The following is a 22,546-nucleotide window of genomic DNA, read 5'->3' as shown; positions in this document are numbered from 1 at the left end:
CGACTTTGACAGAGATCACGGGTGCGAGCCCGTATCCGGCGACAGCCCTGTTCCTCGCTGCCGTTGCCGAGGCTAGTGGTCGTGCTTTCGTTTCGGTAGAGGTGTTCGAAGGCGGTATCGGAGCGCTGATAGCAACCTGTGTGCCGCCGCGTGATCCTCCCTTCGTCGAAGGTCGTGCGACCTTTCTCGCCAGATGCGATGTGCAGGGCATCAAGCCGCCGGAGGCGGGGCCGCGCCGCTACGAGATGCTGGCCACAGACGGGTCGCCTGCCATTGCTGATGATGCGGCCGTCACGATGACCGCCGGCCACGCTGCCCGCACGATTCTGGATATTGTCGATGGTCGTCCGCCTCCCGCTGAAGCTGCCTGGCTGCTATTGGGCTATCAGAAGAACTGGCTGTTTGACGGGCATGGACATAGCGAAGGGCGCCCGCGTCCATGATGATCCGTTCATCTTCATGAACATCAGAAACAAGCTGGAACACGGGATTGAGTTGCACCCAGAGGGCGGTCAACTCTTCTGTCCGTTCCGGCACGGAGCCGAGGAACAAGTTTCGGATCGCTTTCTGGACGATTTCGTCTTGTCGCACCTGTCGGGTCACCGGCTGTCTATCCTTCGTTGTAACCGCCATTGCGGGCTATCATTCGTTGTCAGATCAGGCGGCGCGTCTTCCCGGCAAAGATGGCAGAAAGCCCCATGAGGCCCTGTCGCTCTATCGCGGCCAGGAACTCCTCGGCCGAGGGGATTGTCTTGCGCAGATTCTGCCGTGCCCGCCGGATGCTGGCGATCAGCGCCTCGGGGGCGAGGGCATGAAGGCGGATTAGAAACTCGTCCGGCGAAACGCAGGTGATGCCGTGCGGACGGAGTGCCGCAGCCGGAAAATCCTTGAGGTTCCACGTCACGATCACCGATGCTTTCCCCACGATGGCGGCCGCCAGCACATGCCGGTCATCGAGATCAGGCAGCGACAGGCCCGGAATCAAGGTCTCGTAGCCGACGACATCGGCGTCGGGAAGGACGGCCTTCATCCTGTCGCGGGTAGCCTCGAACCGCGAGATCGGCGTATCCATGGAGTTGGCAGCGAGATTTCGTATCCATTCGGCGTGGATGTCGTCGGTCCAACGCGCCTCGACCAGGCCATCGAAAGCGCACTGGATCAGCCGTCCAAGGCTGACAAACCGCTCACGCTCGGCAAGCCGACGCTCGGCCTCGGCGCGGCTTTCGACAGCCGTGGTCATGCGGTTGTAGGTGGAGATCAACCGTGACAGCCCCGGATCGCCACGCGGAATATCCGTTTCGGCAATTGGCCTTGGCGCGCCCTTAGAATCATCCATGGCCGATACCAAAGCGCCGACGGGTCGCAGGATTCTCGCGACTGCCAGCCAGCCTCCGAAGGCAAGGAGCGCTGTGGCCGCCGCATTTCCGAACAAGAGCCATATCGAGACATTCCGGCGCTCAGCCAGAAGATCGGTCACATCCAGTTCGGTCACGATCTGACCGATCTGACGGCCCTGAAAAAGAAGCGGTGCCGCGACTCGAAGCACAGGGTCACCGGTCATGCGAACGGCATCAGGTGGAACCGCGCCCGCTTCGAACCCTGCGACTTCTTCGCCCACGGGCGCGCGACGCGGATCCGTAGCGGCGAGGATGCGCCCGCGCTCGTCGGCCACGATCGACAGGAGCAATCTCTGTCCGTCATAAGCTGAGCGGGCTCGGTCCAGAATGTCATAAACCTCCCAGACGTCCTGTCGAAGCACGGATGGGCCGAGGGCCACGGACAGGCCCTCGACATGCAATCTTGCGGTCTCGGAAAGGCGGGCGTCCTGCACCCGGCCAAGCGCAGAGAGGACGCTTTGGCTCGCCAGAAATCCGAGCAGGATCATAAGGCCAGCCATCACCAGCGGCACACGCAAGGTCACGGGCAGGTTGCGAAAGCGCGGCAAGGGTCTCATCCGCCCGACAAGACCGCCATGCGGGCGGCGATCCCGTCGAAGAGGGCGTCCTCCCCCGGCTCGATTGCATCCAGGCTCAAGAGTTTGAGTGCCTCCCTCCCCTGCGCTGTGGCTGAAAGACCAAGTAGCGCTGCCTTGCAGGCCATAACAGATGGCTCATCCATGCGATCTGCCCGGGCAACCATCGGGGGGAAGCCCAACCATTCCGAGCGCACAATGACCTTTGTCCGTGCTGTCAGATCCGGTTCAGCGGAACTGAGTGCCTCCCAGACGTAGCCATCGACGCTGCCGGATCGGGTCAGGCCGCCTGCCACCGAACGGACGACGTTGCGGTGTCCATAAGTGAAGATGACGCGTGAGAAGAACTGGTCTGGGGTCTTGCCGCCCCATGCAAGGTCCGAGGCTGTAACGAGGAAACCGGAATTACTGTCGGGGTCCGAAAAAGCGTGGGTTCCGCCGCGCAGGTCTGGCAGCGCGGTTGCGGGATCATCCTCGGCGACGATCAGATAAGACTGGTAAAGCGGTTGCCCTCGCCAGACCGGCACGCCGAGGAGCGAAAGTTCGGCCTTGTGCTGCAGATAGGGATAGCCGCATGTCCAGGCGGCGTCCACGGAACCGTCGAGAAGCGCGCCCGAGATTTCCTGATAGGTTCGGCGCTGGACGAGTTCGATGTCCTGGCCCATACCTTCCGCCAAAGCGGCGCGCAAGGCGGAAATGACCGCCGCGTCGTTGTCAAGGAAAACTGGCGTCAGCGCAAATCTGAAGGGTGCCGGGCCCTGCGCCCAGCTTCGAGATGCAACGAAGGGCGCGGCCGCGGCCGTCAGCCCCATCAGCACAGCGCGACGCGTGCTTTTCATCCTTGTCCTCCCGGAGTGCGTCTCCCCCGCGCCACCTACGATCTCAAGGCGCCACAAATTTGCTTGTCCGATGGCGGATGAAATCGTAAATCGACGATATACGGAATCTTACCGGCTTGGGAAGCGCGCAGATGGCAACGGACGAGACGACGACGGCCGCCTTGGCAAAGGCCCTCTCACATCCGGCCCGGATCCGGATCCTTCGATTGCTTCAGGCCACTCCAGGCTGCATCGGAGGGGACATCGTCGGCGCCGTCGGTCTGGCGCAGTCAACGGTGTCTGAACACCTCCGTATCCTCAAGTCCGCTGGCGTGATCACGGGCGAGATCGACGGACCCCGGGTTTGCTATGCGCTGAACCCGGCGTCATTGGCCCCGCTCGCCGACTTGATAATGGGTCTCACCCCTCCGCCCGAAGGGGCATGCTGCATTCCCGTAAGGAAAGAACCTGCATGAGCCTGTTCGAACGCTGGCTGACTATCTGGGTCGCCCTTTGCATCCTTGCGGGGCTCGTGCTTGGGAACCTATTGCCCGGACTGTTCGCCGCTCTGGCAGGGCTGGAATATGCCTCGGTCAACCTGGTCGTAGCCGTGCTGATCTGGGCGATGGTCTATCCGATGATGATCGCCATCGACTTCGGCTCGCTCAAGGATGTCGGGCGGCGGCCGAAGGGGCTGATCATCACGCTGGTGATCAACTGGCTGATCAAACCGTTCACGATGGCGGCGCTTGGGGTTCTATTCTTCAACCACGTCTTTGCCGGGCTGATCGATCCAGCCAAGGCGCCGGAATACATTGCGGGGCTGATCCTGCTGGGCGCCGCGCCCTGCACGGCGATGGTCTTCGTCTGGTCGCAGCTGACGAAGGGCGATCCGAACTACACGCTGGTGCAGGTCAGCGTGAACGACCTGATCATGGTCGTGGCCTTCGCACCGATCGTCGCCTTCCTGCTGGGTGTGACCGATATCAGCGTGCCGTGGGAAACGCTGATCCTGTCGGTCGTCCTCTACATCGTGATCCCGCTGATCGCCGGTGCGCTGACGCGGCGGGCCCTGATGGCGCGGGGGAGCGAAGCGGCGGTTTCGGAGTTCACCGCGCGTATCAAACCCGGGTCCGTCCTCGGCCTGCTCATGACAGTGGTGCTGCTCTTCGGCTTCCAGGGGCAGGTGATCATCGCCCAGCCGCTGCTGATCGCGCTGATTGCCGTGCCGATCATCATCCAGTCCTACGGCATCTTCGCGCTCGGCTATGCCTGGGCCTTTGCGTGGAAACTGCCCCACAAGGTCGCTGCCCCCTGCGCCCTGATCGGTACATCGAACTTCTTCGAACTGGCTGTGGCTGTGGCCATCGGCCTCTTTGGCCTCAACTCCGGTGCCGCGCTCGCCACGGTCGTGGGCGTGCTGGTCGAGGTGCCGGTGATGCTGACGCTGGTCGCCTTTGCCAACCGTACGCGCGACAGGTTTCCGGCATGAGTGATACGCCCAACATAGACGAAGCCCTGTTTCCAGGTATCGACGGCGACCGTCTGTTTGCGTCTCCGCAGTCCACCCATCCACCGCGTATCCTGATCCTTTATGGCTCACTCCGGGCCCGCAGCTTTTCTCGGCTGGCAGCCGAAGAGGCCGCCCGTATCCTGACCCGGCTCGGGGCCGAGGTCCGGCTTTTCAACCCCTCTGGTCTGCCGCAGGTCGATGACGGCGTGGATGCGACACATCCCAAGGTGCGCGAGTTGCGAGACCTGACGGCATGGTGCGAGGGGATGGTCTGGTCCAGCCCCGAACGCCACGGGGCGATGACCGGCTTGATGAAAACGCAGATCGACTGGATCCCCCTTTCCGAAGGGGCGGTTCGGCCAACCCAAGGCAAGACGCTGGCTGTCATGCAGGTGTCGGGCGGATCGCAAAGCTTCAATGCAGTCAACCAGATGCGTGTCCTCGGCCGCTGGATGCGGATGCTGACGATCCCCAACCAGTCCTCGATCCCGAAAGCGTTTCAGGAGTTCGACGAGGCCGGGCGCATGCGGCCCTCGCCGCTTTACGATCGGATCGTGGATGTGATGGAGGAGCTGATGAAGTTCACCCTGCTGACGCGCGACCGGGCCGATTATCTCGTGTACCGCTATTCCGAACGCAAGGAAAGTGCCGAGGCACTGATGAAGCGCGTGAACCTGTCAGCCGCGACCTGAGGCACGGCGCAGCGTGCCTTCCAGCGGCACGGCCCCCGACAGCGTGTTCGAGATCGTGCCGTATTTCAGGACGTTGCGGTGCAGGAGATCCAGGCGCTGCTCGGTCTCGGCACTGTCCACGACGATCTCGTAGCGGATCAGGGTCAGCTTCGGTGGCGCATCCTGGCGCACGGCTTCCAGCCGCACCTCAGCCCCGTCGATCTGGAAGTGCAGCATCGGCGTCACCCGCTCGATCCCTTTCAGCATGCAGGCCGCTAGGGCCGACAGCAGCAGTTCCACGGGGTTCATCGCATCGCGCCGCCCAGCCAGATCGGTGTCGAGCGTGACTTGCGCCTCCTTCGCAATCGCGAGACTGCCATGCGCATCGATACGGCGGGCGTGGACGCGATACTCCATCAGAGGAGCCGCCCGATTTCTTCGGCGCTCAGCACCTTTCCAGTCGAGACGACCTTTTCATCGACCACCAGCCCCGGCGTCGACATCACGCCATAGGCGGCGATTTCGGCAAAGTCGGTGACCTTGACGATCTCGGCCTGCTTGCCAGCCGCTGCCGCAGCGGCCTTGGCGTTTTCGCCCAAGGCGATGCATTTCTTGCAGCCCGAGCCGAGGATCTTGATGATCATGATGCGGTCCTTTCTCAGATGAACCAGTTGGAAATCGCGTTGAAGATCAGCCCGATGGACAGGATGCCAAGGGACACGACACCGGTGAAGGTGACCAGGAGCGGCATCTTCACCACACGCTTGAGCATGATGAGCGAGGGCAGAGACAGCGCCGTCACCGCCATCATGAAAGCCAGCACCGTGCCAAGGCCTACACCCTTGCCGACCAGCGCCTCGGCGATCGGCAAGGTGCCGAAGATGTCGGCATACATGGGAATGCCCACCAGCACCGCCACAGGGACCGACCACCATTTATCCTGTCCGAGCAACGCCGAAATGACGTCGGCAGGCACCCAGTTGTGGATCGCGGCCCCGATGCCGACGCCGATCAGCACGTAGGGCCAGACGCGATGGATAATCTCCACCACCTGATCGCGCGCATATACCAGCCGCTCCCCTCGGGTCATGGTCGCGGCTTCGCCCGAGACGGGGACAGTGCGGACGAACTCTGCGACCTGACTCTCCATCCTCAAACGGCCGATGATGGTCCCGCCCACGATGGCCACCACCAGCCCGACCGCCACATAGGCAAGGGCAATCGGCCAGCTGAAGATCGAGGCCAGCAGGATCACCGAGGCCAGATCCACCAGCGGCGAGGAGATAAGGAAGGAGAACGTCACCGCCAGCGGCAGGCCAGCGGCGGTGAAGCCGATGAAGAGCGGGATCGACGAGCAGGAACAGAATGGCGTCAGCGTGCCCAGAAGGGCCGCGAGCGTATTGGCGCCCAGACCGGATCGTCCGCCCAGCATGGCGCGGGTGCGTTCCGGTGGGAAATGGCTTTGGACATAGGAGATGGCGAAGATCAGCACCGAGAGCAGGATGAAGATCTTGATCACGTCATAGACGAAGAACTGCACTGACCCGCCAATCCGCGACGCAGGGTCCAGCCCGATCGCCGCCACGCCCGCGCCCACCAGATCGTTGAGCCAGGTCATCCGCAGCAGTTGGTCGTTCAGCCAGCCGAACACGCTCATGCCGCCCGCTCCGTAACCATGATCGGCCGCTCGAGGGCAGCGTCAACAAGGCGGGCGAGTGACAGCGGCAGGTCCGGGTTGATCCGGTAGCGCACCCATTGCGCGTCGCGCCGGTCCAGCACCAACCCCGCCTGCTTCAGCACCAGCATGTGCCGCGACATCCGACTTTGGGTTGCACCCAGCTTCCGCATCAGCTCGCAGACGCAATGCTCCGACCCGTCCGCCAGAAGGCGCATGGCTTCAAGACGGGTCGGTTCGGCAAGGGCGGACAGAACGGCTAGTATCATTTGCTGTGCTCCACTTCATGCGCATCTGCGCATAGGCGGGCGTGCTGTGCCGTGATCTGGATCAAGCAACCCAGGTGCATGCGCGCCTGGTGTCATGAAACCTTCATTGGACGCAGTTTTTTATTTCCGTTAATCGGGAAATATGGAACAGAATCGCGCCATCCACGCTTTCGCCACGCTCGGCCACCCCGGCCGGATGGCGGTCTTCCGCTTGCTGATGCGCTTTGCGCCGCAAGGCGTGCGACCGACCGAGATCGCCGAGGCTTTGGGTCTGAAACAGAACACGCTGTCGCATCACCTCGCTGACCTTGCGGCGTCGGGTCTTGTCCAGGTCACACGGGCCGGTCGGTCGCTCTACTACGCTGTCGATCTCGACACGACGGAAGGATTGATCGGCTACCTCGCCCTCGATGTGGGCCGTGCGCGACCCGATCTCCTTGCCCCCTTACTCTCCGCCCCAAAGGACGCCACCCAAATGGATCCGAATATCCCCGACACCGACTTCGACGTGCTTTTCATCTGCTCGGGCAATTCTGCCCGTTCGATCTTTGCTGAAGCGCTTCTGCGCGATCTGGGCAAGGGCAAGTTTCAGGCTTTCTCTGCTGGCACTCGGCCCAACAGCGAATTGAACCCCTTCGCTTTGGAAATCCTGAAGCGAAACGGACATGACATCGCCGGTCTGCGGTCCAAGCATATTTCGGAGTTCCAGCAGCCGGGCAGCATCGTGATGGATTTCGTCTTCACCGTCTGCGACACGGCAGCGGCCGAGGAATGCCCGCCCTGGCCCGGCCAGCCCATCACTGGCCATTGGGGTTTGCCCGACCCGGTGAAAGCAACAGGAACAGATGCAGAGAAGGCTCTGGTTTTCGCCCAGACCTACGCGGCGTTGCGCCGGCGGATCATGACTTTCGTCGAGCTGCCATTCGAGTCGCTGAGCCGGATGTCCCTCCAATCCCGTGTCGACTCTATCGGCACTGACGCACACGCAAAGGCCTGATCTTCATGACCCGTATCGCTCTTAACGGCCTCGGCCGGATCGGAAAGCTTGTCCTGCGAGATTTGATCGATACCGGCGCGGGTGGCGAGATCGTTCTCCTGAACGATCCCGTCGGCGATGCTGATCAGCATGCGCTGCTGATGGAATTCGACAGCGTCCATGGCCGCTGGCGCACGCCGGTCGCGGCAGGCGATGGCGCACTGATCCTGAACGGCCAGACCATCCGTCTGACGCATGAAAAGACCATCGAAGCGCTGCCCTTGGCGGAACTGGGCGTCGATCTGGTGATCGACTGCACGGGCGTCTTCAAGACAGCCGCGAAGGTGGCGCCCTACTACGCCGCAGGGGCGAAGAAGGTGGTCGTTTCGGCCCCGGTCAAGGATGGGGGCGCGCTGAACCTCGTCTATGGGGTGAACCATCGCCTTTATGACGGCACGCAGACCCTTGTGACCGCCGCGTCTTGCACGACGAACTGCCTTGCACCGGTGGTCAAGGTTATCCACGAAAGTCTTGGGATCCGGCACGGGTCGATTACCACGATCCATGATGTGACCAACACCCAGACCATCGTGGATCGTCCGGCCAAGGACATGCGCCGCGCGCGGTCGGCGCTGATGAACCTCATCCCGACGACAACGGGCAGCGCCACGGCAATCACGCTGATCTATCCCGAACTCAAGGGCCGCCTGAACGGCCATGCCGTGCGCGTCCCGCTCTTGAATGCGTCCCTCACGGATTGCGTGTTCGAGGTGGAGCGGGCGACTACGGCCGAGGAGGTAAATGCCCTGTTCGCCGCCGCGGCTGACGGGCCGTTGAAGGGGATCCTTGGGTTCGAAACCCGTCCTTTGGTGTCCTGCGACTTCACCAACGATCCGCGCTCCTCCATCGTCGATGGGCCGTCCACCATGGTCATCAATGGCACCCAAGTGAAGATCTACGCCTGGTATGACAATGAATGGGGCTATGCCTGCCGACTTGCAGATATCGCGCGGATGGTCGCAGGCTCGCTGTGACGGACGCCGCAAGCCCCGTCGCCCCGCCGCCGAATCCTCTCCGCGCCTATGCCGCCGTGACAGCGGCTTACTGGGCCTTCATGCTGTCGGACGGCGCGCTGCGGATGCTGGTGCTTTTGCACTTCAACAGCCTAGGCTTCACGCCGATCCAGCTTGCCTGGCTGTTCCTGCTCTACGAAGTCGCGGGCATCGTCACCAACCTGGCTGCGGGCTGGCTGGCGGCGCGCTTTGGCTTGGCGGCCACGCTTTACGGCGGGCTCGCGTTGCAGATCGGGGCTTTGGTGGCGCTGGCACAGCTTGATCCGACATGGGGTGTCGCCGCATCGGTCGCCTTCGTGATGGCCGTTCAGGGCGTGTCGGGCGTGGCCAAGGACCTTGCCAAGATGTCCTCGAAATCCGCTGTCAAGCTTATAGCCCCCAAAGAGGACGGCGGATTGTTCCGCTGGGTGGCGCTCCTTACAGGGTCGAAGAACGCGGTAAAGGGGCTGGGCTTCTTCCTCGGCGCGGCGCTGCTCGCGCTGGCGGGATTTCAGGCGGCGGTCTGGGGCATGGCGGCCGTGCTGGCGGTGATCCTGATCGCCGTAGTGCTGTTTCTGCCCGCAGGCCTGCCAGGGCGGATGAAATCCGAAGAGGCCTGGGGTGGCTGGCGGTCAAAGGACCCGCGCGTGAATCGGCTTTCGCTGGCACGTATGTTCCTGTTCGGCGCCCGCGACGTGTGGTTCGTGGTCGGCATCCCGGTCTATTTCCAAGCGGTCCTGTCCGATGGCACACCCGAAGGCCGGCGAGAGGCATTCTTTCTTATCGGCAGTTTCCTCGCGCTCTGGATCATCGCCTACGGCGCAGTGCAGGCCTTTGCCCCCCGACTTTTGGGTGGCAAGGGTCAGCCCGAGGCCGAGACCACCCGAAAGGCGATCCTTTGGGCAGGGCTGCTCGTCCCGATCCCGTTTGCTCTTGCTGCAGCAACCTGGGTAGCCGGCGACCCAGCGGAATGGCTGACGGCGACGCTCATAGGGGGACTTTTGGTTTTCGGCTTCGTCTTCGCGATCAACTCTTCGGTTCATTCCTATCTGATCCTGGCTTTCGGATCGGCAGAAAGGATCACACGGGACGTGGGGTTCTACTACATGGCCAATGCGGCGGGTCGGCTGATCGGCACGCTGCTCTCGGGCCTCAGCTACCAGTTCGGTGGGCTTACGGCGTGCCTCGCCACGGCCGGCCTGATGGCTTTGGCCAGTTGGCTGGCCGCCCGGCGGCTAAGGTCCGTCTGAGCACGAGCAGCGCAATCGTTGCCAGCAGACCAACTGCTGCAGTCAACCAGATGGCGTGCAGGCCCCATGCTGTCAGGGCAGCGCCAAAGATCAGCGGGGCGGCCGCCTGCAAGATGCGGGCGGGCGCGTTGAGCCAGCCGATCCGACGCCCGTATCCCGCTGGTCCAAACAGAGCGAGCGGCAGTGTTCTCTTGGCAATGGTCAGGATGCCGTTCCCCGCCCCGTGCAGGAGCGTGAAGGCATAGGCCGCATGCGCGCCAAAGCCCACCAGCGCCACCGCCGCAACCGGATGCGCCGCCGCGGCAATCCGCGTCGAAATCAGGGGATGCACCCTGCGCAACAGCCCGAACTCCAGGACCCGGGCCGCGACCTGCGCCGGGCCAATCAGCGCGCCTGCCGCGATAGCGACCGCCGTGCTCGCCCCTGCGGCTTGAAGCAACCCCGGCAGGTGCGCGGCCATAGCGGTCGAGTTGAACCAGGTCGCGGCGAAGACGAAGGCCAGCAGCCAGAGCGCAATTCGGGATGGCGGCGGCCCCTCTTCGACGGGGGCCGCCTCTGCGGTGACCGTCCTGGTGCCCTTGGGCAGCCATGCGTTCAGCGGCAAGGCCCGGCCAGGTGGATTAGGGCCCAGCCGATGCAGGCCTCGCGCCAGCCCCAGGTCGCCAGCATCAGCCCCGACAGTGGCCAGCCCACGGTGCTCGCGAACCCGGCGATCAGGGTGATGCCGGTGATCGGGCCGCGCGCGTCCTTGCCGTAGATCCCGGCCAGCGTGGCAAACCCCGCCTCGTAAAGCCCGATGACAGCCCAGCCCGCAAAAAGGACGAGGGGCGACGGTGCCACGGCGAGCAACCCGAGACCCGCCGCAAAGACAAGGTTCGACAGCATCAGCACACCGCGCCCACCAAAGCCGTCGATGCGCGCTCCTGCCCAGGGCCCGACCATAGCCGAAACCACCATCGCCATGGAATACGCACCGAACACCCAGACCGGCGAGAGGCCGAGGTCTTCGGCCATGGGCACAGCCAGAACGGCGGGGATGTAGTAGCTCGAAGCCCAGCTGACGGTGAGGGAAGAGCCGAGGGCAGCGACAATCAGTCCTCGCCGCACCGGAGACAGTCTTGGGATCATGATGGGGCTTCGATCTGGAAGGGAGCGGCGAGACAACGCGCCTCGCCGCTGGTGTTCATGCCACCTACGTCCAGAGCTGGAACAGCAGCCCCGATGCGAAAGCACCAATCAGGGACAGGCCGATATAGACCGCAAAGACCTGTGGTCGCGCCAGCGCCCAGACCGACATGGCCGCGGGGATCGAGGTGACGCCACCCGCGACGAGAAAAGCCATTCCTGCCCCCGGCGCCATGCCCTGCTCGATCAGCCCACCGACCAGCGGCAGCGCGGCGTAGCCGTTGAGATAGGCGGGCACGCCCACCAGCGTTGCGGTCACAATGGGCATGAGGCCCTCGCCCCCGAGCACGGCGGCTACGGTTTCTGCCGGGATCCACGCCAGCATCAGGCTCTCGAGAATGAAGGCCAACGTCAGCCACTTGGCGAGGAACAGCGTGGTGGTCAGCGCCGTCTTGCCGAACTTCGCCCGGCGGTCAGGGTCGGCCCAGAACCGCCAGACCACTGGCTTCGACGCGCGGATCTTCGCGCCGCCGCAGCCGCCGTTGCCGATGCCATCGCGCAGCGGATCGGCAAAGGCGCCGCTCTTCATCATCAGGTGCACCACCGTGCCGCCGAACACGCCCAGCCCGAGGGCAGCGAGGGTCTTGGCCACCGCAAATTCGAGGTCCAGCACGCCCGCCGTCAGCACGAAAATCGACGGGTCCATGATCGGCGAGGCAAGCCAGAAGGCCATCACCGCCGAGAGCGGCACGCCCATCGCCAGAAGTGCGGCGATCAGCGGGATCACCCCGCAGGAGCAGAAGGGCGAGATGCCCCCCGCCAGCGCGCCCAGCCCGATCATCAGCAGCGGCGCGCCGGTGAAGGCCTTGGCGATCAGGTTGTCAGCCCCAGTCGCATTGGACCAGGCAGCGATGGCGATCGACAGGATCAGGAACGGCGCCGTGTTCAGGAGCGCGGTGCCCGCGAAGAGCGCGCTGTCGGCGGCTTGGGACGCGTCGAAGACTGAACCGCGCCGGGTTTGCCGGAGGCTGCTTTCGTTTAGTTACGCGGCCATTGGTTCAGTTTCCAGAGCTGCATAGAAGTTTGCTTCGGCTTCGGCAGGCGGGATGTTCCCGATCGGTTCGAGTAGGCGGCGGTTGTTGAACCAGTCCACCCATTCGAGGGTTGCGTATTCCACGGCCTGGAAGCTGCGCCATGGTCCGCGGCGGTGGATGACCTCGGCCTTGAACAGCCCGTTGATCGTCTCGGCCAGCGCATTGTCGTAGCTGTCGCCGACGCTGCCCACCGAGGGTTCGATGCCGGCCTCGGCCAGCCGTTCGCTGTAGCGAATGGACAGGTATTGGGACCCGCGGTCGCTATGATGAACCAACCCCATGCCCTTGCCGGGGCGGCGATCATGCACCGCCTGTTCCAGAGCATCGAGAACGAACCCTGCATGCGCGGAGCTGCTGACGCGCCAGCCAACGATCTTGCGGGCATAGGCATCGATGACGAAGGCGACATAGACGAAACCTTTCCAGGTTGCGACATATGTGAAATCCGAGACCCACAGCATGTTCGGCGCAGGCACACGGAACTGGCGGTTCACCTTTTCCAGCGGACACGGCGCCTTCTTGTCCTGGGTCGTTGTCCGATGCGGCTTGCCCCTGATAATGCCTTGAATACCCATGCTCTTCATTAGCCGTGCCACAGTGCATCGGGCGACATCGAAACCTTCGCGGCCCAGCTGCCGCCAAACCTTTCGGACGGCATAGACTCGCCAGTTCTCTTCGAAGACACGCAGGATCTCGGGGCGCAGCGCTTCGTCCTGACGTGCCCGATCAGACAGCCGAGACGGATCGGCCCGCTTCGCCAGATGATCATAGTAGGTGGACGGGGCGATCGGCAGCATGTTGCAGATCGGCTCGACCCCGTGCGCATCCCGATGCGCATCGATGAAACCCACCATCACTTCGATCGGCGGTCGAGCTCCGTCATCGCAAAATACGCTGACGCCTTGCGAAGGATCTCGTTCGCCTGGCGCAACTCGCGGTTCTCCCGCTCAAGCGCCTTCATCCTCTCGGCCATATCGGTCGGGACGCCTGCTCGTTTGCCGCTGTCGATCTCAGCCTTCTCGACCCAGTCGTTCAGCGTCTGCGGCGTGCAGCCGATCTTTGCCGAGATCGACATGACCGCTTGCCAGCGGGAGGCGTGCTGGCCCTCGTTGTCGAAAACCAGCCGCACGGCCCGCTCGCGCACTTCCGGGGAAAACTTGTTCGTGGTCTTGCTCATGATGCTCCATCCTACTCAAGAGTTGGAGCCTCCTGTCTTTGCAGAATCCTGTCTTTGCAGAATCCGCTATAAGGATGGTGCGGGCGGCATCCCGCGAGCCTCCGGGGCCATTAACGAAGCCCGTTTGCCGGCAAGGGAGACGCCCGTTTCTTCGCATTCATCCTGAACAGTTGATTGGGGCTGTTGGCGCAGACCCCGCAGAACAGGAACAGGAGACATGATGGACCAGATCTACATCGGCGTCGATGTCGCCAAGGAGTGGCTCGACATCTATCATCTAGCCCGGGGTGCCAAGCAGATAGAGAACACCCCAGCCAGCGTCCGCAGTGTCGCCCGGGCTGCGGCACGGGAGGGTTCTTGGGTGATCTTCGAAGCCAGCGGCGGCTATGACCGGGTGCTGCGCGACGGCCTTGAGGCTGCCCAGGCCAGCTTCAGCCGCGTCAATCCCCGTCAGGCCCGCGACTTTGCGCGAGCCATGGGAGTGATCGGCAAGACTGACCGTGTCGACGCCCGGATGCTCGCGACCTTTGGCCAGAAGTTGCAGCCACCGCAGACCCCGCCCGTCTCACCGACGCGGCAGGCGCTTCTCGCGCAGATTACCCGGCGCCGTCAGTTGGTTGAGATGCGAAAGCAGGAGGTGACCAGACTTCAGCAGACGGCAGACTGCGATTCCCGATCCGACATCAAGAGCTTGATCCTGATCCTCGAGCGGCGGATCGAGAAGGTTGAGATAAAGATCGCGGAGACCATTTGCTCTTCGCCTGACCTGGCCGAAACCGATCGCCGCCTGCAATCGGTACCCGGTGTCGGCACCATAGTAGCTGCCACTCTCATTGCCGAATTGCCAGAGATCGGCAAAACCGATCGCCGAAAGATCGCGGCTCTCGCCGGCCTTGCGCCGATTGCCCGAGATAGCGGCCAGCGCAACGGAAGACGGGTCATCGGGGGCGGAAGGGCAACCGTCAGGACCGCCCTCTATCTCGCTGCACTGCATGCATCCCGCCACTCCGCGACCTTTAGAGCGTTCCGGCAAAAGCTGCAGGAGGCAGGAAAACCGGTGAAAGCCGCTTTGACCGCGACGGCCAGGAAACTGCTCAGCGTGCTCAATAGCATGGTCGCGGACGGCACCTACTTCCGTGAAGTTCAGCCAACCTGAATACAGTTGCCGGCAAACCCGGCGCGGTTCAATACCGAAGAGTGGCAACGGCTTCGGCGCCTTCAATGACTTGGCCTGCCAAGGCGCGTCCCGCCGCGAGAGACCGAGGCCTGCGAAGCCATCGGCTTCGGCAAGGCGGCCCAAAGCATCTAGCCTGAGCCCTGCGCGGCACCATACACTCTCGACATCCGTGTATCCGAAGCGCGCTGATCGGCATCGGCCCGAGCCGGGCCAGAAGCCCGCCCTCGGGGATCACGCCACCACCGCGGCGGGCAAGTGCCCAGGCACCCCCACGGGTTTCGGCAATGGCACTTTTCGAGTACACCCCTGCCCTCTCGAGTCGCGCCTCGAGATCGGCCAGAAGCTCGACTTCACCGCCAAAGAGATGCGGCACGCCCGAAACATCAACAATCAGCCAGTCCGATCCGCTTTTCGCCGCATGCGGTCTATGGCGGCTGGCCCATCTGCGCAGACCTTCAAGCGCCCTACCCTCGCGGATCATATCAGCGGGCCGTGTCGAGAGCACTGGACAGACGGCGCGTGCATCGGCAAGTGCCATGCCGCGATGAAGCCCTGCCGCGCTTGCGATGCTGTTCAGACAATGCAGATGTTCCGCGTTCGACGCCCGGAGGGTCAACGCGAAAGGCCCCTCAACGGGGCGGGCCCTCAGGCTGATGTCGCTCGCCAGCCTGGGGAACCAGATGGACAGCAGCCGTCGTGCCATTCCAGCTCACATCAAGGATTTCGATTTTTCCCCTTTTGTTCTTACTAAGGATCCAACGATGACGTGTCGAGTCCGGAGGCGACGGCAGCGGATCACATTTCCAGCGGGTCTCGGCGGCACTGCTTCCCCTGCCCTCCTGGATCAGCATCAGGCCAGTGGTGCCCCCGGCCTCGGCTGCCAGCTGGAGCCGCCTGCCCGCGGTCAGTGAGATTGGTTTCTCTGGAGCGGCGATCACCAAAGATACTGGCCGCGCCCGTAGCGCTTCTTCGACCGTCCAGAGCAGATCGGTCTCGCCCCTCGCCTCGATGAAGTGCAACCGCTCGGCAACACCGTCTGGCAGGGATCCCGGCATCGGCCGGTCGCGATCATGCGCCAGCACGATCCAGAAGACCGGCCCTGGCAATCTCGTGGTCTGGAACAGCGCAAAGCCGGTTCGGCCCCGGCCCTCTACTTCGTGGACGCGGCCCTTCACCAGGTGAAGCGGATCATGACTTCCGGCCTGCAGCCGGTCACGCAGGGTCCGCACGTGTTCCCTCCGCGACTATTTCGAGAAGACCATTGGCCAGCGGCCGTTGAAGCTTCAAAGCCTCGCTCGTATCCGCGGTCAGCCAGCAGCGCCATTCATCCGGGCGCGTGAGGATCACCGGCATGGCTTTGGGATGCACTGGTCGAACTGCTTCATTTGGCTCACAGGTCAGAAAGCCGAAGAGGTCAGTTGTCACCTCTCCCTCCTTCAGCTTTCTGACCGAAGTCCACTCGGTGTGGATGCCAGCGAAGAAGGCGATCGGGCGGTCCTTGCCGAGGGCAAACCAGACCGGGTTGTTGCGAGGTGCGCCGGGTCGGGCGTCGAGTTCGGAAAAGCTGGTGAATGGAACGAGACAGCGATGTTCCACGCCAAGCCATCTGCGCCAATGGGGTGAGCTGACATTGCGGATATTTGTGACGCCGGGGTCTGTGCGCTTGGCCGGCCAGATAGACGGGTGGCGTCGGCATCCCCCATCGGGCCGTGGTCAAAGTCCAATCCCGTCCTTCACCGCGGGGAATGATCGGCGCGGCATAGTCGGGGAAGATGCCGGATGCAGGCGCGAGATTGCCTGCGGTATCAATCAGATCCTCACCGTCTTCGAGCACGCCCCGAAAGACCTGACGCATCGCGTCCTGGCTTTTGGTCTGAGCGTAAAGATTGCACATCACTCCACCTCGCAGCGTTTCCGCATGAGAACAATCAACGAACCTATCCGATTCCTCACGAACGGTCTATCCTACTGTTTCAGGGCCATCCGATCACGGTCAGGGATCACGCCCGCAGGACGGATCTCACATAGGCATCAGGGTTGAGGATGGTTCCGATCTGCTTTGCCATGCGGTTTTCAAGCCTGAGAAGTTCCCAAAGCCCGAGCCTGCTCGCCGCGCTGGCGAGGATGTCCTGGCTTATTCTCAGCATGCTTCCGAATTCGAAAGCGATGCGTGTTGCTTCTTGGGCGCTGGTTGGTTCTTCATAGAAGGCGCTGACCTCGGTCAGGGCTGTCCAACCTGGAAGGTCATCGACTTCTCGCTTTCTTTTTTTTGTATCTGAGTCTTGTTCTATGTGGCGGACATTCTGTCCGTCAGAGGCGGGCTTTTGTTCGGTTGGCGGCAGGCTGCAAGTTTCTGGGGTGAGGGCCTGAAAGGTTTGGGGGGCCGCTTGGTCCGGAGCGTGGTCCATGGTGGTCTCTGCGCAGGATGTAGCATCAGCGGCTTCCGCTTTGGAGGGCAGGCGCTGCTCAACCTCTTCGACTTTGCAATGGACTACTGATTGCGGGGCTGCATGTGACGAGAGGATTGCGGTCAGCTGCGAGAGAGCTGCCCGAGCCTCAATGAGGGTCAGTGAGGTCCGCCGCACGAGGTTGCGCAACCCGTCAATGAAAGTGGTGACAGCGTCGCTCAAGTGGAGTTCAGCGCAGGCCGCGCGCAGTCTGAGGATCTGGGCCCGCAGTCCGCGCAACTCGTCTGCTTCCTCGCGGCGGCGTCGGGCAATGGCGAGCAACTCGTCGGACTTCGCGAAGAGGGGGGACAGGTCCAGCCCGAAGGCGCCGATCGGTTTGCCGTGCTGCATCACAGGGAAGCGTTTGCCATTTGCGCTGTCGCGGCGGCGAATAAGCCCGGCAGTTTCCAGCGTTTCCAGATGGCGACGCAGTTGACGGTCGGTGAGGCCCTTGGCGCGGAAGCACAGGGTTTCGTTGCTGGCATAAACCGTGAGTAGGGTGGTCGGGGAGACTGGCATTTCTCGGCCATCTGCGCTCTTGCAGGGAAGACAGCTCAACAGAGCGTCCAAGACAATGACCGCGCCTTGCCGGATGCCGAGATCGCGGCTGCATGTGTTGACCGCGGCCATGATGTCACGACGAGAGATAGGTCGGAATGCTGGCTGCAGGGTGATCGAGCCAATGCCGGGGAGCGAGTGCTCCGCGGATTTGGCACAGTTCGCCTGCGCCCCGGCCGCAAGGGCCGTGGATGTGATGTGCTTCATAATGATCAGCAGACAAAACTATCCCGTTCGCTCGGAAGCGTTGCTCTTGATTCGTGATTCGGGGGCTGCTAGATTCAGGGTGTCTAATCGAGAATGCGCTTTGGCGCGGCAGCCTCCGGAGCTTCACAGCTTCGGGGGTTTTGTTTTGTTAGCCTTTCCTCCTTTCTGCTCTGCCTCGTTTGGTTATTCGTCGTCCTGCGGAGAACTTGACCTGAACTCCGCGTAGGATTGTTTGATGAAATCCTGAAGCCGGGTGTCCAGCCAGGAAGCGAACTCGGCAGTTGCTCCGCTTCGCTTTACGGTTAGCGTCACCGAGCTGCGTCCAGAACGGATCGTGACGCCGTCGACTGGGGTGCTCTCGGCGATGTCGTCATGTCGTGCACCGCGCTTTGTCGCCTCGCGAATGAGATGGTCCAAGCGCTCGTCGGAGGTCAGGCGTTCATTTGCGGTCCTCAGGATTCGATCAGCCGTCTTCGCGGTCAGCTTCCCAGCGATGAAGAGTTCTGCCAGCGCAGTCCATTTTGGTCGTCCGGACCTCTGTGCGGCACCAATGAGCGAACCGACGTCTGCAGGTACGGCCTGGGTGACTTTTGTTAGGTGGGAAAGACCTGCGGAGGACAGGTTAAGCACCGCCTTCGCTGTTGTTGGTTGATGGCCGGCATCGAGGATCGCTTGGGCGAATCGGGCCCGCTCATAGAAGGATAGGTTCCTTCGGGCAGCGTTCTCGAGGCCCTTAGCTATGAGCGCTGTAGCGTCATCCAGATCTTGGACGTTGGCTCTGACTTTAATGCCCAGATCACGACACGCGGCGAGCCGGCGTCGTCCGTAAATGACCTCGTAGCGACCTTCTGCCTTCGCCCGACGGATCAGTATTGGCACCTGCTGTCCCTGATCCCGGATGCTGTTCGTAAGGCTCTCGAGGCCGTCATCCGCTTCATCATCGTTTACAGCTGTAAACGGTGTAAGCCGGTCAACAGGTCCCCAGTCGTCGATCAAATTAGGTTCAATCTCGCGAATTGCGGCGAGAGATCCCTGCAGGGCGCCGAGTGCAGGCGCGGTGATCTTGGTCGACCGCTCGGATGGGGAGGTGGTGGAGCGCGCGATCGTACTGGCGATGCCTGTCATCCCGCTGAGTGATTTGCGAGCCATTACTTACGCCCCCAGGTTTGCCGGACCATCGTCTCGATCTCGCGGCCGATAGCGTCCATCGAGCCCCGAGCCCTGTCATATGTTGCCCTGGTCATATCTGAGCGAACTACCTCATAGAGAGACTGTTTGAGCATGGTCGCGTCACTGATTGCCGTGCTCTTGAGAGCGGTGGCTGACATGACGCGATCCTGAAACAGGGCCCGCATGAACGAGGTGATCTGCTGAGATGGGATGTCCGTGGGTTCATCGCGGGTGATGAGAAGCTTAAAGTGATCGTAGTTGAGCTCCGCGCCGGCATCTTCGATGACGCCCATGTAAGCACCTGCCAGTTCAAGGAACTGCGCAGTGGACGAAACGTCCAACATCGATGGGGTCATCGGGACAATTATCGAGGTCGCGGCGGCCATACCGGAAATCGTCAGGAAGCCAAGTTGCGGAGGGCTATCCATCAGGACCAGGTCGTAGTCAGCCTCGACCTGGGCGAGTGCATCGCGGATCCGGAAGTAAAACGGCCTTTCGGGGTTGGAATGAACCGCGGATTCCGTCTCGAACTCTGACAGGACAAGCCGGGAAGGGGCGATCGCGAGCCCGGGGAAATAGGTTTGCACGATCACGTCGGCCATCGGCGAAGGGTTTTCATATTTGATCGCATCATAAATCGTGAGCCCATCGAACTCGATCTCGGGGCTGATACCACACATGGACGTCAGCGAGCCTTGGGGGTCGAGGTCAACGACCAGTACCCGGTAGCCTTGCAATGCGAGGTAGTGGGCAAGGTGGATCGTCGTCGTGCTTTTGCTCGACCCTCCCTTGAAGTTCATCAGCTGCCAGACTTGAAGCTTTTCGCCCTCCATCCGGCGTGGCAAGTAGTGACCCTTCTTCCGGGAGGTTCGCTCAAGAATCTCGCGCGCCTGCAGTATCTCCTGACCGGAGTAGTAGCGGCGTCCTCCACGGTTGGTTGCGGGTTCTGGCAGAACGCCGTCTGCATGAACTTTCCGCATGAACTGCCCGGAAACATCCAGCAGTTCCGCAACCTCTGGGGCCGAGAACTCGCGAAGTGTCTTGGTGTTGTCTGGAGCGAACGCAGCAAGGAGATGCTCCCTGATCGCGGCGTTCAGTCGCTCAGAGATGTCAGTAGCGAGTGCTGACGGGCGATCCGCGGATAGCGGTGTCACGGGAATCATCTGGTTGCCTCAAATCCGAAAATGTGGCCTTTTTCACGCCACTTGATGACAATGGCGGTGATTCACGGACTTATGTCAAGAGTTTCCTGCATATAGTGTCTATGCTGGCGCGCAGAGACTAGATGCATGGCGAGGCTGCCCGAACATTTTACAGTTGTAAACGGTCGCCGCAGATTGCTGAGCTTCTAGGCATGGCTGCCGTCCTGCTGGGGTATGTCAGGAAAGCAAACAAGAGTAAGCGAATCTCCTGAAACCCGCCGCCTTGGACGTGGCCTCTCGACGTTTCTGGCCGCTGCCGAGGCCCCGCTTACCGTACCTGAAGGCTCCGGTGCTCCTTTGGGGCAAGTTGTCTCGGTCTCGAAGGTTTCTGCCAACCCAGATCAGCCCAGAAAGAAATTCGACAGCGAGTCACTGGCTCAACTAGCGGAATCAATCCGGCAGAAGGGAGTGATTCAGCCACTGGTAGGAAGACAGCTACATCAAACTGGTGGCTACCAGATTGATGCAGGAGAGCGCCGTTGGCGTGCGGCCCAGTTAGCCGGCCTTTCGGTGGTGCCGGTGGTCGTCAGAGACTTCGACGATGATGAAGTGCTTCAAGTGGCGCTGATAGAAAACATTCAACGGGCAAAATTGAGTCCTCTAGAAGAGGCCGAGGCGTATCGACTGCTGATCTACCGATTTGGGCATACTCAAGAGCAGCTCGCAGATGCGATATCCAAGAGCAGGAGCCATATCGCCAATCTTCTCCGCTTGCTGTCGCTGTCTGAGCCAGTGCTAGAGATGTTGCGTGACAAGCGGCTGCCGAGGGGGCAGGCATGTGCGCTGATAACGTCGAAGCTGCCCATTGAGCTCGCACAGTAGGTAGTGGAACAAGGTCTCTCGGTTGGCGAGGTTGAGCTTCTCGTCAAGCGCGAGGATCTGCGTCCAGTCGTGAAGCAAAACGTCGGCGGGCAAGTTCAAAATATCAGCCCTGAGCTGCTGCATCGTGTATCGATTGCCATGGGTATGCCTGTCGGCATCTCCCTGACGCGCGGTGGACGGAGAGGAGAACTTGTCGCAAGCTTTGACAGCACCGCTGATGTCGAGCGACTCTGCGAATTGCTCGAGCGCGCAGGGTCTCTGGAGCCGTAGTCGCATCCCGGACGTTTAGTTATAGACCTGCTGCTTTGGTCAGGTTCACCCTGAACCTATCGCGGCGGCGCTGATACCTGCGGGTCATCTCGGCGCTGGCGTGGCCGAGCTGCTTCTGGACATGACGCTCGTCGACCTCGGCTGAGGAGGCGAGACCAGCGCGAAGGCTGTGGCCGGAGAAGAGGGCAGGGCGGTCCTTCTCGGGCAGATCGCCCCGCAGTCCCGCTGTTTGAGCGGCCCGCTTGACCAGCCTTGCGACCTCGCGGTCATTAAGGCGGAACGCGCCGGGTTCCTTTCCGCCGCCGGTGACACGACGGAACAGTGGTCCCTGGCTGATACGCGCGAACTTCAGCCAGTCCTCCAGCGCCTTGACCGGGCAGGTTGCGGGTGACGACCCGCGACCGATCTCGACCTCGCGCCAGCCGGTTTTGCCGCGCAGAGTGACGAGCAACCCGCCGGGCAGAACCTCGATCCAGCCGCGCCCGTCCTCGGTCTGATCCCGGCCCGCGTCCAGCCCGGTGATCTCGGACCGTCGCAATCCTCCGGCAAAGCCGATCAGCAACATGGCCCGGTCCCGCAGGCCCCGCAGGGTGCCCCGATCGCAGGTTTCCAGCATGGCCAAAAGATCCTCGGGCAGGATCGCCTCCTTCTGGCGCGGCGGGGCGGCATGGCTGTTGCGGATGCCGGCAAGGACCGTCGCGATATGACGGTCGCGCCGGTCAAGGTTCAGGCCCCGTTGGGTATAGGCCCAGACCAGCGCCGAAAGGCGGCGCTCGATGGTCGAGACCGCGTTCTTGCGCCCGCCAACCGATTTCGTGCCGGAAGCGCAGGCGGTGATATAGAGGCCGACGACCTGCGGGTTTGGCGTCAGCGCGTCCAACCCCTCGCGCCGGCCCCATCCGGCGAAATGCTTCCAGTCGGCAGCATAGGCCTTGCGGGTGTTGGCCGAACTTGCGGCCGCAGCATAGCCGTGCGCCCGCTCAGTGAGATCTCGCAGGGCAGGGGGCTGGTGGTCGAGCTGGGCAGGGGAGGGGGCGCCCCTCTTCGCGTCTTCCAGATCGGATGCCTCATCTGTCATGGCCATCTCCTTGGGCGGCACGC

26 protein-coding genes, 1 pseudogene and 1 other annotated feature are annotated in these 22,546 nt (G+C 62.4%); of the genes and pseudogenes, 10 read left to right on the top strand and 17 right to left on the bottom strand.

The window, feature by feature from the left end:
- Positions 1-5: 5 nt before the first annotated feature.
- Complete coding sequence (locus tag RTS12_RS01130; protein ID WP_179285871.1) at positions 6-443, top strand: hypothetical protein; 438 nt, start codon at positions 6-8, stop codon at positions 441-443.
- 209 nt (positions 444-652) lie between these two features.
- Here the strand turns inward: RTS12_RS01130 and RTS12_RS01125 are convergent, their stop codons facing one another.
- A complete protein-coding gene (locus RTS12_RS01125; RefSeq protein ID WP_218820827.1) occupies positions 653-1,945 on the bottom strand; it encodes a PIN domain-containing protein in 1,293 nt (430 codons plus the stop codon).
- 5 nt (positions 1,946-1,950) lie between these two features.
- Complete coding sequence (locus tag RTS12_RS01120) at positions 1,951-2,811, bottom strand: PhnD/SsuA/transferrin family substrate-binding protein (RefSeq protein ID WP_143412956.1); 861 nt, start codon at positions 2,809-2,811, stop codon at positions 1,951-1,953.
- Between the two features lie 131 nt (positions 2,812-2,942).
- Between RTS12_RS01120 and RTS12_RS01115 the strand changes: the two genes are divergently transcribed.
- Genes RTS12_RS01115 through arsH form a run of 3 tightly spaced genes read left to right on the top strand, consistent with a single transcriptional unit; the run spans position 2,943 to position 4,995 of the window.
- On the top strand, positions 2,943-3,266 hold the full coding sequence (locus RTS12_RS01115; protein WP_088234160.1) for an ArsR/SmtB family transcription factor: 324 nt from the start codon (positions 2,943-2,945) through the stop codon (positions 3,264-3,266).
- On the top strand, positions 3,263-4,282 hold the full coding sequence (arsB, locus tag RTS12_RS01110) for an ACR3 family arsenite efflux transporter (protein WP_088234159.1): 1,020 nt from the start codon (positions 3,263-3,265) through the stop codon (positions 4,280-4,282). Before RTS12_RS01115 ends, arsB begins: the two co-directional genes overlap by 4 nt.
- Positions 4,279-4,995, top strand: a complete 717-nt coding sequence (arsH, locus tag RTS12_RS01105) for an arsenical resistance protein ArsH (protein WP_088234158.1) — start codon at positions 4,279-4,281, stop codon at positions 4,993-4,995. The genes arsB and arsH overlap by 4 nt, the downstream gene beginning before the upstream one ends.
- On the opposite strand, the gene RTS12_RS01100 is transcribed toward arsH, so the two are convergent.
- From RTS12_RS01100 to RTS12_RS01085, 4 genes are read right to left on the bottom strand one after another with little or no spacing between them, the layout of a single operon-like run.
- Complete coding sequence (locus RTS12_RS01100) at positions 4,981-5,391, bottom strand: OsmC family protein (protein ID WP_088234157.1); 411 nt, start codon at positions 5,389-5,391, stop codon at positions 4,981-4,983. The genes arsH and RTS12_RS01100 overlap by 15 nt on opposite strands.
- Positions 5,391-5,618, bottom strand: coding sequence for a thioredoxin family protein (locus RTS12_RS01095; protein ID WP_088234156.1), 228 nt, complete (start codon positions 5,616-5,618; stop codon positions 5,391-5,393). Before RTS12_RS01095 ends, RTS12_RS01100 begins: the two co-directional genes overlap by 1 nt.
- Before the next feature lie 14 nt (positions 5,619-5,632).
- On the bottom strand, positions 5,633-6,631 hold the full coding sequence (locus RTS12_RS01090) for a permease (protein ID WP_088234155.1): 999 nt from the start codon (positions 6,629-6,631) through the stop codon (positions 5,633-5,635).
- Positions 6,628-6,918: an ArsR/SmtB family transcription factor gene (locus tag RTS12_RS01085; RefSeq protein ID WP_088234154.1), complete on the bottom strand. Its 291-nt coding sequence runs from the start codon at positions 6,916-6,918 to the stop codon at positions 6,628-6,630. Before RTS12_RS01085 ends, RTS12_RS01090 begins: the two co-directional genes overlap by 4 nt.
- Before the next feature lie 142 nt (positions 6,919-7,060).
- Between RTS12_RS01085 and RTS12_RS01080 the strand changes: the two genes are divergently transcribed.
- The 3 genes from RTS12_RS01080 to arsJ are packed head-to-tail and all read left to right on the top strand — an operon-like array spanning position 7,061 to position 10,196.
- The gene (locus RTS12_RS01080; RefSeq protein WP_088234153.1) at positions 7,061-7,915 is read left to right on the top strand and encodes a metalloregulator ArsR/SmtB family transcription factor; all 855 of its coding nucleotides are present in this window, start codon (positions 7,061-7,063) and stop codon (positions 7,913-7,915) included.
- Positions 7,916-7,920: 5 nt separating this feature from the next.
- Complete coding sequence (locus RTS12_RS01075) at positions 7,921-8,928, top strand: ArsJ-associated glyceraldehyde-3-phosphate dehydrogenase (RefSeq protein WP_088234152.1); 1,008 nt, start codon at positions 7,921-7,923, stop codon at positions 8,926-8,928.
- On the top strand, positions 8,925-10,196 hold the full coding sequence (arsJ, locus tag RTS12_RS01070; protein WP_276862111.1) for an organoarsenical effux MFS transporter ArsJ: 1,272 nt from the start codon (positions 8,925-8,927) through the stop codon (positions 10,194-10,196). Before RTS12_RS01075 ends, arsJ begins: the two co-directional genes overlap by 4 nt.
- On the opposite strand, the gene RTS12_RS01065 is transcribed toward arsJ, so the two are convergent.
- From RTS12_RS01065 to RTS12_RS01050, 4 genes and pseudogenes are all read right to left on the bottom strand, one after another.
- Positions 10,120-10,800 carry a hypothetical protein gene (locus tag RTS12_RS01065; RefSeq protein WP_312524739.1) on the bottom strand — a complete coding sequence of 227 codons (681 nt, stop codon included), beginning with the start codon at positions 10,798-10,800 and terminating at the stop codon, positions 10,120-10,122. The two genes, arsJ and RTS12_RS01065, sit on opposite strands and share 77 nt — an antisense overlap.
- Positions 10,791-11,210: a hypothetical protein gene (locus RTS12_RS01060; RefSeq protein ID WP_312524738.1), complete on the bottom strand. Its 420-nt coding sequence runs from the start codon at positions 11,208-11,210 to the stop codon at positions 10,791-10,793. Before RTS12_RS01060 ends, RTS12_RS01065 begins: the two co-directional genes overlap by 10 nt.
- 178 nt (positions 11,211-11,388) lie before the next feature.
- Positions 11,389-12,327, bottom strand: a pseudogene (locus RTS12_RS01055) (permease); the annotation flags it as partial.
- 36 nt (positions 12,328-12,363) lie between these two features.
- Positions 12,364-13,592, bottom strand: a protein-coding gene (locus RTS12_RS01050; RefSeq protein ID WP_312524737.1) for an IS3 family transposase whose coding sequence is annotated in 2 segments (ribosomal slippage) — positions 12,364-13,304 and positions 13,304-13,592 — 1,230 coding nt in all. Because the reading frame shifts where the segments join, the coding sequence is not laid out codon by codon here.
- Positions 13,195-13,311: a sequence feature (AL1L pseudoknot), on the bottom strand. Its footprint overlaps the gene before it by 117 nt.
- Before the next feature lie 220 nt (positions 13,593-13,812).
- On the opposite strand from RTS12_RS01050, the gene RTS12_RS01045 reads away from it, so the two are divergent.
- A complete protein-coding gene (locus tag RTS12_RS01045; RefSeq protein ID WP_312524736.1) occupies positions 13,813-14,748 on the top strand; it encodes an IS110 family transposase in 936 nt (311 codons plus the stop codon).
- Positions 14,749-14,776: 28 nt separating this feature from the next.
- Here the strand turns inward: RTS12_RS01045 and RTS12_RS01040 are convergent, their stop codons facing one another.
- From RTS12_RS01040 to repA, 6 genes are all read right to left on the bottom strand, one after another.
- Complete coding sequence (locus tag RTS12_RS01040; RefSeq protein ID WP_312524735.1) at positions 14,777-15,472, bottom strand: DNA polymerase Y family protein; 696 nt, start codon at positions 15,470-15,472, stop codon at positions 14,777-14,779.
- Positions 15,399-15,998: a hypothetical protein gene (locus RTS12_RS01035; RefSeq protein WP_312524734.1), complete on the bottom strand. Its 600-nt coding sequence runs from the start codon at positions 15,996-15,998 to the stop codon at positions 15,399-15,401. The genes RTS12_RS01040 and RTS12_RS01035 overlap by 74 nt, the downstream gene beginning before the upstream one ends.
- Complete coding sequence (locus RTS12_RS01030; protein WP_312524733.1) at positions 15,982-16,365, bottom strand: SOS response-associated peptidase family protein; 384 nt, start codon at positions 16,363-16,365, stop codon at positions 15,982-15,984. The genes RTS12_RS01035 and RTS12_RS01030 overlap by 17 nt, the downstream gene beginning before the upstream one ends.
- A gap of 404 nt (positions 16,366-16,769) precedes the next feature.
- Positions 16,770-17,981, bottom strand: coding sequence for a helix-turn-helix domain-containing protein (locus tag RTS12_RS01025; RefSeq protein WP_312524732.1), 1,212 nt, complete (start codon positions 17,979-17,981; stop codon positions 16,770-16,772).
- Positions 17,982-18,164: 183 nt separating this feature from the next.
- A complete protein-coding gene (gene repB, locus RTS12_RS01020; RefSeq protein ID WP_312524731.1) occupies positions 18,165-19,130 on the bottom strand; it encodes a plasmid partitioning protein RepB in 966 nt (321 codons plus the stop codon).
- On the bottom strand, positions 19,130-20,314 hold the full coding sequence (gene repA / locus RTS12_RS01015) for a plasmid partitioning protein RepA (protein ID WP_035714014.1): 1,185 nt from the start codon (positions 20,312-20,314) through the stop codon (positions 19,130-19,132). Before repA ends, repB begins: the two co-directional genes overlap by 1 nt.
- Before the next feature lie 213 nt (positions 20,315-20,527).
- On the opposite strand from repA, the gene RTS12_RS01010 reads away from it, so the two are divergent.
- Positions 20,528-21,175, top strand: coding sequence for a ParB/RepB/Spo0J family partition protein (locus tag RTS12_RS01010; protein ID WP_312524730.1), 648 nt, complete (start codon positions 20,528-20,530; stop codon positions 21,173-21,175).
- A gap of 3 nt (positions 21,176-21,178) precedes the next feature.
- Positions 21,179-21,445, top strand: coding sequence for a hypothetical protein (locus RTS12_RS01005; protein WP_226937283.1), 267 nt, complete (start codon positions 21,179-21,181; stop codon positions 21,443-21,445).
- 19 nt (positions 21,446-21,464) lie between these two features.
- Here RTS12_RS01005 and RTS12_RS01000 read toward each other — a convergent pair whose 3' ends face one another.
- Positions 21,465-22,523: a site-specific integrase gene (locus tag RTS12_RS01000; protein ID WP_312524729.1), complete on the bottom strand. Its 1,059-nt coding sequence runs from the start codon at positions 22,521-22,523 to the stop codon at positions 21,465-21,467.
- Positions 22,524-22,546: the final 23 nt, after the last annotated feature.

It is taken from the genome of Paracoccus sp. (in: a-proteobacteria) (assembly GCF_032007265.1).
Lineage (GTDB): Bacteria > Pseudomonadota > Alphaproteobacteria > Rhodobacterales > Rhodobacteraceae > Paracoccus.
The sequence above is the reverse complement of the archived record's forward strand: the minus strand, read 5'-3'. Positions and strand labels throughout refer to the sequence as shown.

Coding starts and splice junctions, on each gene's coding strand:
- RTS12_RS01025 (WP_312524732.1), bottom strand. CDS start 17,981: ATGAAGCACATCACATCCACGGCCCTTGCGGCCGGGGCGCAGGCGAAC.
- RTS12_RS01040 (WP_312524735.1), bottom strand. CDS start 15,472: ATGGCACGACGGCTGCTGTCCATCTGGTTCCCCAGGCTGGCGAGCGAC.
- RTS12_RS01095 (WP_088234156.1), bottom strand. CDS start 5,618: ATGATCATCAAGATCCTCGGCTCGGGCTGCAAGAAATGCATCGCCTTG.
- RTS12_RS01115 (WP_088234160.1), top strand. CDS start 2,943: ATGGCAACGGACGAGACGACGACGGCCGCCTTGGCAAAGGCCCTCTCA.
- repA (WP_035714014.1), bottom strand. CDS start 20,314: ATGATTCCCGTGACACCGCTATCCGCGGATCGCCCGTCAGCACTCGCT.
- arsB (WP_088234159.1), top strand. CDS start 3,263: ATGAGCCTGTTCGAACGCTGGCTGACTATCTGGGTCGCCCTTTGCATC.
- RTS12_RS01000 (WP_312524729.1), bottom strand. CDS start 22,523: ATGACAGATGAGGCATCCGATCTGGAAGACGCGAAGAGGGGCGCCCCC.
- RTS12_RS01045 (WP_312524736.1), top strand. CDS start 13,813: ATGGACCAGATCTACATCGGCGTCGATGTCGCCAAGGAGTGGCTCGAC.
- RTS12_RS01060 (WP_312524738.1), bottom strand. CDS start 11,210: ATGGCCGAAGACCTCGGCCTCTCGCCGGTCTGGGTGTTCGGTGCGTAT.
- RTS12_RS01080 (WP_088234153.1), top strand. CDS start 7,061: ATGGAACAGAATCGCGCCATCCACGCTTTCGCCACGCTCGGCCACCCC.
- arsH (WP_088234158.1), top strand. CDS start 4,279: ATGAGTGATACGCCCAACATAGACGAAGCCCTGTTTCCAGGTATCGAC.
- RTS12_RS01010 (WP_312524730.1), top strand. CDS start 20,528: ATGTCAGGAAAGCAAACAAGAGTAAGCGAATCTCCTGAAACCCGCCGC.
- RTS12_RS01090 (WP_088234155.1), bottom strand. CDS start 6,631: ATGAGCGTGTTCGGCTGGCTGAACGACCAACTGCTGCGGATGACCTGG.
- repB (WP_312524731.1), bottom strand. CDS start 19,130: ATGGCTCGCAAATCACTCAGCGGGATGACAGGCATCGCCAGTACGATC.
- RTS12_RS01075 (WP_088234152.1), top strand. CDS start 7,921: ATGACCCGTATCGCTCTTAACGGCCTCGGCCGGATCGGAAAGCTTGTC.
- RTS12_RS01120 (WP_143412956.1), bottom strand. CDS start 2,811: ATGAAAAGCACGCGTCGCGCTGTGCTGATGGGGCTGACGGCCGCGGCC.
- RTS12_RS01100 (WP_088234157.1), bottom strand. CDS start 5,391: ATGGAGTATCGCGTCCACGCCCGCCGTATCGATGCGCATGGCAGTCTC.
- RTS12_RS01085 (WP_088234154.1), bottom strand. CDS start 6,918: ATGATACTAGCCGTTCTGTCCGCCCTTGCCGAACCGACCCGTCTTGAA.